The 6,459-nt window shown below is 66.6% G+C and carries 9 protein-coding genes; 4 read left to right on the forward strand and 5 right to left on the reverse strand.

Annotated features, from left to right (window positions below; all coding sequences use genetic code 11):
* Nucleotides 1-127 precede the first annotated feature (127 nt).
* Nucleotides 128-316: a helix-turn-helix domain-containing protein gene (locus U9978_RS11850; protein ID WP_322761152.1), complete on the forward strand. Its 189-nt coding sequence runs from the start codon at nucleotides 128-130 to the stop codon at nucleotides 314-316.
* Between the two features lie 301 nt (nucleotides 317-617).
* Here the strand turns inward: U9978_RS11850 and U9978_RS11855 are convergent, their stop codons facing one another.
* Both U9978_RS11855 and U9978_RS11860 read right to left on the reverse strand, forming a co-directional pair.
* A complete protein-coding gene (locus U9978_RS11855) occupies nucleotides 618-887 on the reverse strand; it encodes a DUF5615 family PIN-like protein (RefSeq protein WP_322761153.1) in 270 nt (89 codons plus the stop codon).
* Nucleotides 888-920: 33 nt separating this feature from the next.
* Nucleotides 921-1,151 (reverse strand): DUF433 domain-containing protein, encoded by a 231-nt coding sequence (locus U9978_RS11860; RefSeq protein ID WP_322761154.1) that lies wholly within the window; start codon nucleotides 1,149-1,151, stop codon nucleotides 921-923.
* A gap of 639 nt (nucleotides 1,152-1,790) precedes the next feature.
* On the opposite strand from U9978_RS11860, the gene U9978_RS11865 reads away from it, so the two are divergent.
* The 3 genes from U9978_RS11865 to U9978_RS11875 all read left to right on the forward strand — a co-directional run bounded on the left by U9978_RS11865 (nucleotide 1,791) and on the right by U9978_RS11875 (nucleotide 3,067).
* Nucleotides 1,791-2,312, forward strand: a complete 522-nt coding sequence (locus U9978_RS11865) for a nuclear transport factor 2 family protein (RefSeq protein WP_322761155.1) — start codon at nucleotides 1,791-1,793, stop codon at nucleotides 2,310-2,312.
* Nucleotides 2,313-2,340: 28 nt separating this feature from the next.
* Nucleotides 2,341-2,634 (forward strand): hypothetical protein, encoded by a 294-nt coding sequence (locus U9978_RS11870; RefSeq protein WP_322761156.1) that lies wholly within the window; start codon nucleotides 2,341-2,343, stop codon nucleotides 2,632-2,634.
* A gap of 88 nt (nucleotides 2,635-2,722) precedes the next feature.
* Nucleotides 2,723-3,067, forward strand: a complete 345-nt coding sequence (locus U9978_RS11875; protein ID WP_322761157.1) for an ATP-binding protein — start codon at nucleotides 2,723-2,725, stop codon at nucleotides 3,065-3,067.
* Nucleotides 3,068-3,518: 451 nt separating this feature from the next.
* Here U9978_RS11875 and U9978_RS11880 read toward each other — a convergent pair whose 3' ends face one another.
* The 3 genes from U9978_RS11880 to U9978_RS11890 all read right to left on the reverse strand — a co-directional run.
* Nucleotides 3,519-4,790: an ATP-binding protein gene (locus U9978_RS11880; protein WP_416210941.1), complete on the reverse strand. Its 1,272-nt coding sequence runs from the start codon at nucleotides 4,788-4,790 to the stop codon at nucleotides 3,519-3,521.
* Nucleotides 4,791-5,343: 553 nt separating this feature from the next.
* Entirely contained in the window at nucleotides 5,344-6,096 is a 753-nt protein-coding gene (locus U9978_RS11885; RefSeq protein ID WP_322761159.1) for an AraC family transcriptional regulator, read from the reverse strand.
* A 46-nt stretch (nucleotides 6,097-6,142) separates the two neighbouring features.
* Nucleotides 6,143-6,459: antibiotic biosynthesis monooxygenase family protein (locus tag U9978_RS11890; RefSeq protein ID WP_322761160.1), on the reverse strand; the 317-nt coding region annotated here is incomplete at its 5' end.

Genomic DNA, 6,459 nt, shown 5'->3' on the forward strand with positions numbered 1-6,459 from the left:
AATGCGATGGTTCTTGTCTCGTCGCTGGTGTCGCTGTGTGGGTACTGGAGCCGGCCAGGCGGGTTCAAACGGTCATAGCGACGCTCCGATAGGATGATCTCGGCAACGTCGACAGACTGGATGGTGGATGGCCCTGCGCGAGCTGCTGAAAATCGAGGAGCGGGAAATCATCTCCCGGGAACTGAGCCGGCGCAAGTCGGCGCGGTATATCGGACAGATGCTTGGCCGACACCATTTGACGATATCCCGGGAGATCGACCGGAACGGCGGGGCGAACTTCGACCTGCACCGCAAACGGGTTCTCCTCACGACCTGACCGTGCCCGGGTCCACTTCGATCGCTAACAAGATCAGGGACAGATCCCCTTCGGAGACCGTTGACACGAGCAGCCGGGCTCGCCACCTCTGGCTCGTTCAGTCTTTCCGCCGGGACGCGAGCCAAGGCCCTTTCGTAGCCCAGTCGCCCACCGGGCGGAACGCGCGCTGGCTGGAGGCCCGCGCCGACCAGGTGATGATGACCGTGGTTCCCGGTACGTCGAGATCGCCTGCTCAATCGCCAGCTTTCATTGGGAGGTGGCGAGTGCGGATACGGGTGTCACTGATCACGACAAGTGCACCTTAGGTCAGGTCGCCAATGACCTGACCAAGGTTAGCCAGGACGACGGAGGCAAGGGATTCAGCCCTCTTATCGGCGCGGCGGAGAAGAATGACGCTCGGGGCCATTACGGGGCTGTTGGCCAGAAGTTCCCCGAAGTCGGTATCGGTGGATATGAGGATCCAGTTCTCACGATCTGCCAGCGCCATGATTTGTTCATCGGCTTGGCCGCCCAAGCCGAGTTCGTATACATGTAAGCAGTCGTGGCCCGCGGCGCGAAGCAGTCCGGCCATAGCGTGCGGGCAGGCACTCGTCGAGCAGGAATCTCACGCGGTGAGCCGGACCGGGAGCTCGCGCTCGTCAACAGCTCGTGCCGCATACCCCAGACATGCTTGCACGTCATCTGGGACGAGCTGCGGGTACTCGGCCACGATCTCACCTGTGGTGAGCCCGTTTGCTACGAGACCGACGATGGTGGCCACCGGGATGCGGGTGCCCGCGACGCAGGGCACGCCACCCATGATCTGGTGGTTGATGGTGATCCGCCGAAGGTCCATACACTTATCCTCGGCCGTACCGGTGCAACGCGTCAAACAAGCGGCGCGCGCGGTCAGTCCACGTCGATCGAGCCCACGCCCAACGGCATCCGGACGTCCGCCAGCGTCGAGCGTGGACTCCGCTACCTACGGCCCGACACAAGCGACCGGGGCTGTCTGGTATCTCAGGCCGCGGAGAAGTGCTGGCCGGTGGTGGCTTCCTCCGCAATCGGGACGCGGACGGCGTGTGCGCTCGCTGCGGGGTCGTCGGCGCGGCGCACGCCCCAACCTGACCGACGCCGAGCTGGTGCGCGGCTATGGCCGCGATGAGGGCTGGGGGGAGCTGCTCGGGCAGCCGCACGTTGATCCGCGTCGTCGCGTCGTCGCGTCGTCCTCCGGCACGGGGTCCAGCACCACCACGGGCGGCTGCTCCTCGGCCGGCTGTTCCGCCGGTGGCACCGCGCCGACGAACTCGGGCTCCCGCCCACGTAGCCGGAGCTCCACCGACCATCGACCGGCACCCGTCCGTCCAGCCGCGCAGGCGACGCCCCACGGGATCACCGAACACTTACACCTGCGGCATGTGCGAGCGTTGCCCGAGATCAGCGTCACCAGACCTGCGGTCTCTCTCCGCCGCCGTAGTGTGAAGTCGTGGAGTCAATGAGTTCGGGGAGATCCTCTGATCAGGTCGTGTCGGCGTGGCGGGCGGCCGGGGAGCGTGGCGATGCGCCGGCCGCAGCCGAATGTCTAGCGTCTAACGTGACCGTGATCTCGCCGCTGACCGCGCAGTTCCGATTTCATGGTCGCGACGACGCGCGTGACATGCTGGTCGCCGCCTTCGAAGTGATCCATGACATTCGCTTTCACACCGAGGTAGGCGACGCCAATACCCGCGCGCTCTTCTATCACGCGTACGCCGGTGACCAAGCGATCGAAGAAGCTCAGTTGCTCCGTCTCGACGCCGACGGCCTGATCGTGGAGCTGACCCTGTTCGGCCGGCCTCTGCCCGGCCTCACCGCCGTCATGGCCGACATCGGCCCCAGGCTGCTTCGGTATCAAAAGCGCCCGACGCTCGCCCGGATCGTCGCCCTCGCGACCGCGCCACTGGCCGCCATGACCCGCCTCGGCGAACGGCGTCTCGTACCCCTGGCGGATCCCGCCCGACCGACCCGTCGTCGCTGATCACGCTCGCGGGAAGGATCTGGGCGTCATGCAGCCGCCGACTCCCGACGAGTTTGAACACCTTCGGCCGGCGGCGCTGCTCGTCGGCGCGCTGCTGCGCCTCAGCCGCCCGGTAGCCGGCGACGCCCCCGTTCCGACTGAGTTCTCGGCTGACTACCGACTGGTGCCGCCCGAGCCTCCACGCGATCTCGTTCTGCTACAGGTTCGCCGCCAAGCCCCGCGAGATCTCCTCACGCTCGGCGAACATCAATTCCTTGCCCCGCACCCGGCCCCCCGATCAGTAGACAGCTCTTCAACCAGAGCTGACGCACTGACCGGTTGAGACCACCGACCTGGCCACCGTCGCCGAGGACGTCCTGGACTTCACCGACCGGGGCGACCGGCGACTGCACACCTCACTGGAACCCGCGATGACATCCGGCGAACCAATACTGTTGGAACGCCTCATCGCGAACGTCGTCGACAACGCCACACGGTATAACCGCCCCGGTGGTGACCTGTGGATCACGACCTCCACCATGGACGGACATGCCACCCTCGTCGTCGCCAACACCGGTCCCGTCATCGCCCAGCACGACCTCGCAGTCCTCTTCGAGCCCTTTCAGCGCCTGCATGGCCGCACTACCAGCGACGGCTTCGGCCTCGGCCTCGCGATCGTCGCGTCGATCACCGCCGTACACCACGGCACCGTGACCGCAGAGCCCCGACCAGGCGGCGGCCTCACGGTCACGGTAACCATGCCCCGACCTGATTGACCGAGCTGATCCGAGCGAGTGCCGGCGTGAACGCCGATTCGCCAGTTGGTGCCGGCGTGATGATGGGGCCCCCGTCCGTCGGCCAGGCAGGCGCTCGACCGCGTCCGGCCACCCGTTCTGCTCTTGCAGACAAGCTGGCCGACCCGGCAGTCGAGCTGCGGCGGGCGCAGTCACGGTCACGAACGGTTCGTCCATGGGGGCAGGCGGAGATCGGCGGACTCACTACCTCGCCGCTCACGAGCCACGGGAAGCTGCAGGTCAGGGCCGATCGTCACGGCTAGGGTGTTCGTATGCCGTAACCTCGGCCTACCTCCTTGAGGTCGCAAACCGTCGCGCTGGTCGGTCGGCGAGGCCGATCAGGCCGGTGCCACGCGCCGGGTCGGCGCCGCCGCGGCGCAACGAGCAGCGACCGCCGCCGGCGGCGGCTCCGTAGGTTCCCCCTTTTGGTGCGCTACGCGGAAGTTAGCTTGCCGTTGCTCGGGAGTTGCCACAGGGCGCTCACCGGCATCGCCCTCAGCTTCGGGCCGAATGGCAGCGTCGTGTTGCCGGTGTAGAGGACGATGCCGACGAGGAATTCATCGCCGAGCCTTTCAGCGAGTCGTCGCAGTCCGTTGAAGTCCTCGGATCTGATGGTAGATGCGGCCTTCACCTCGATACCGACGACTTGGCGGTGACGGCTCTCCAGGACGGCGTCGACCTCAACCTTGTTGTGGTCCCGGTAATGGTAAAGGTCGACGAGTTCCTGCGACCAGGTGAGCTGACGGGCAAGCTCAGAGAGGACGAAGCCCTCCAACAAGGGCCCGAACGGAGCGCCCGGGCGGCGCAGGGTGTGAGCGTCCATCGCGAGCAGGCGCGAGGCTATCCCTGAGTCGACGAAGGTGAGTTTGGCTGCGCCGGTGACTCGGGCTCCGAGGTTGCGTGACCAACCGGGCACGCGTTTGATCAGAAATACCTCTTCGAGCAGATGCAGGTAGCGTGCGATGGTGGGGCGCGAAATCTGCAGTTCCGATTCGAGACTGCCCGGCGTGACCAGCAGCCCCGACCGTGCTGCCAGCAGACGGATGAGCGTGGTCAGTTGAGGGGCTCGTTCGATCTCGACCAATTGCCTGACCTCGCGGTCGATGAGGTTCTGCAGATATGAGTCGAAGAATCGGCCGCGGCGGCCTGGATCGGTGCGCGCAACGGCTTCAGGTAACCCGCCACGCACGATGCGGTCGGCATATTCAGCGCGCGTGACGCTTGATTCGTGGCGGATGGCTGGACCGAGTCGGAACGCCTCATCGATGAACCCGTCCGGATCGCTGTCGATCTCGCCCTGGGAGAATGGCCACAACTCGATGGTCTCCATGCGACCCGGCAGTGTGTCGGGAAGATCTCGCAGTCCGAGCAGGCGCGATGATCCGGTCAACAGGAAGCGACCGGGTCGTGGATCCGCGTCAACCGTTGCCTTGATGGCTAGCAGTAGTTCGGGTGCGCGCTGTATCTCGTCAATGACCGTAAGACCGTCGAACGAGACGAACCCTACCGGGTCTGCGACGGCGGATTGTCGATCTTGGGGAAGATCGAGGTCTCGCCATTCAGCCGCTCTGTCGCCAGCAACCGCCCGCACCAAAGTGCTCTTGCCGACCTGACGTGCACCGTTGATGAGCACCACGCGTGTGTCGGCGAGCGCCTCCGCGACAGCGGAGGCGGCATGTCTGGGTACAAGCGCGAGGCGGGGCACGCCCAAATCATAACATCTCGATTTCGTTTCGCGAGCGTCTGACTTACGGTATGCGACACGCCGTCTTTCGATTAGCGACAAGATCATGTTGTCCGCTCAGGGCGGCCGTACGGAGTTACCTCGGTCTGCGATCTGCTCGACGCCCTCACCTCGCGTCGGGCCACCCCGTGCCGGCGGACGCGAGCGCCGGCTCGGGGTGGCAGACAGCGTGATCAAGATTCTCGGTGTTGCGGCTTCCGAGCGACTGGAAGGTGCAGGTCCGGGCCTGTTCAAGGAGTTCAGCCAGCCCTGCTCGCGTGCCGCTCCCGAGCCAGCGCGATGAACAGGCCAACCGCCGAGCACACGATTCGCGAAAAGGTGGTGCGGCCCCGGCGTGGCCCTGCGACGGGCCCTGGCGCGTGTCGTCCGACCGGCACGGCACGGCACGGCGCGGCACGGCGTGGAGCCGCATCCGCACCTCGGTGACACTCAGCTACCGACTGCTGTATCCGACTCGCGGCAGAAGCGGATGCGCGGTAATGCCGCTGTGATCATCTCGCCGCGCTTGGTTCGGTCATGGCCGGAAGCTGGCCCGGTATTCGGTGGGGGTGCGACCGGTCAGGTCCTGGAACGCGGCATTGAACGCGGACAGTGAGGTGTAGCCGATCGTGAAAGCGATCGTGGTTACTGGGGTGTCGCCGGCGGCGAGTTCCTCGATCGCGCGCAACACCCGCATGCGGCGCAGGACTGCCCGCCAGGTCATGCCGGTCTCCGTCTCGAAGCGCCGGGCCAGCGATCGCGGCGCGAGGCCGACCTCGTCTGCCACGTCCTCGAAGCGGACCTCACCGCTGAGCCGCTCCTCGGTCAGCCGCAAGGCTCGGCGCAGTTCCGGTGATCGTCCCGCCGGCACGACGACCGGACTCGGCTGCTCGGCGAGCCGCCAGGTCACCGCGGCGAGCGCGGCGAACAGCGTCTCGGCGTACGTCGTAAGGGGTTCGTCGCTCTCGCCCCACGTGCCGCACTCGGTCACCAGTGCGCGTGCCAGCGGGCTGAGGTCGAACACAGTCAACGGTGCTGGCAGGGCCGGGACGAATTCGGTGTCGAACAGAACCGACGCGGTCGTGACCGGCCGCGGGATGCTCACCCGGATCGGCCGGCCTGCCTCGATCAGCGCGGCCCGGGCCGGCGGCAGCACCCACACCTGGCCCTGCGCCTCCAGCCGCAGCGCACCGGCGGAGGCGCAGAGCAGGTAGTGGCGGTCGACGCAGAGATCGCGATCGGGCTCCGGTGGGAACGTCCGCACGAAGCTGTACGCCTTGCGGGTCATCGACGGCCTCGCACGGGCCGATCGTAGGAGCCGGCAGCGACGCCGGTCAGGCGACCGTCTCCAGCAACTCCGCGTGGAAACGTCGGCTCACCGGCGCCCCGGTCATGATCGGCCGGAGCACCGTGCCGGAGCGCGCGAAGGAATCCGAACCGAGGTAGCCGGAGAACGACTCCTGGTCTACCCACTCGTGGACGACGGTGATCCGGGTGTCGTCCTCGCGCGACGCGTAGACCCGGAAAGCGAAGTTGCCCGGCATGGCGCGGACCTCGTCACGCTCGCCGTCGAGCTGGGCGAGGGCAGCGGGGCGGTCGGTGAGAGCGGTACTGAAGTCAAGGATGGCGATGAGCACGAGACCTCCTGGAT

Origin of the sequence: Protofrankia sp. Cr2 (assembly GCF_963555885.1) — a bacterium.
Taxonomy (GTDB): domain Bacteria; phylum Actinomycetota; class Actinomycetes; order Frankiales; family Frankiaceae; genus Protofrankia.

Coding starts and splice junctions, on each gene's coding strand:
- U9978_RS11850 (WP_322761152.1), top strand. CDS start 128: ATGGCCCTGCGCGAGCTGCTGAAAATCGAGGAGCGGGAAATCATCTCC.
- U9978_RS11855 (WP_322761153.1), bottom strand. CDS start 887: ATGGCCGGACTGCTTCGCGCCGCGGGCCACGACTGCTTACATGTATAC.
- U9978_RS11860 (WP_322761154.1), bottom strand. CDS start 1,151: ATGGACCTTCGGCGGATCACCATCAACCACCAGATCATGGGTGGCGTG.
- U9978_RS11865 (WP_322761155.1), top strand. CDS start 1,791: ATGAGTTCGGGGAGATCCTCTGATCAGGTCGTGTCGGCGTGGCGGGCG.
- U9978_RS11870 (WP_322761156.1), top strand. CDS start 2,341: ATGCAGCCGCCGACTCCCGACGAGTTTGAACACCTTCGGCCGGCGGCG.
- U9978_RS11875 (WP_322761157.1), top strand. CDS start 2,723: ATGACATCCGGCGAACCAATACTGTTGGAACGCCTCATCGCGAACGTC.
- U9978_RS11885 (WP_322761159.1), bottom strand. CDS start 6,096: ATGACCCGCAAGGCGTACAGCTTCGTGCGGACGTTCCCACCGGAGCCC.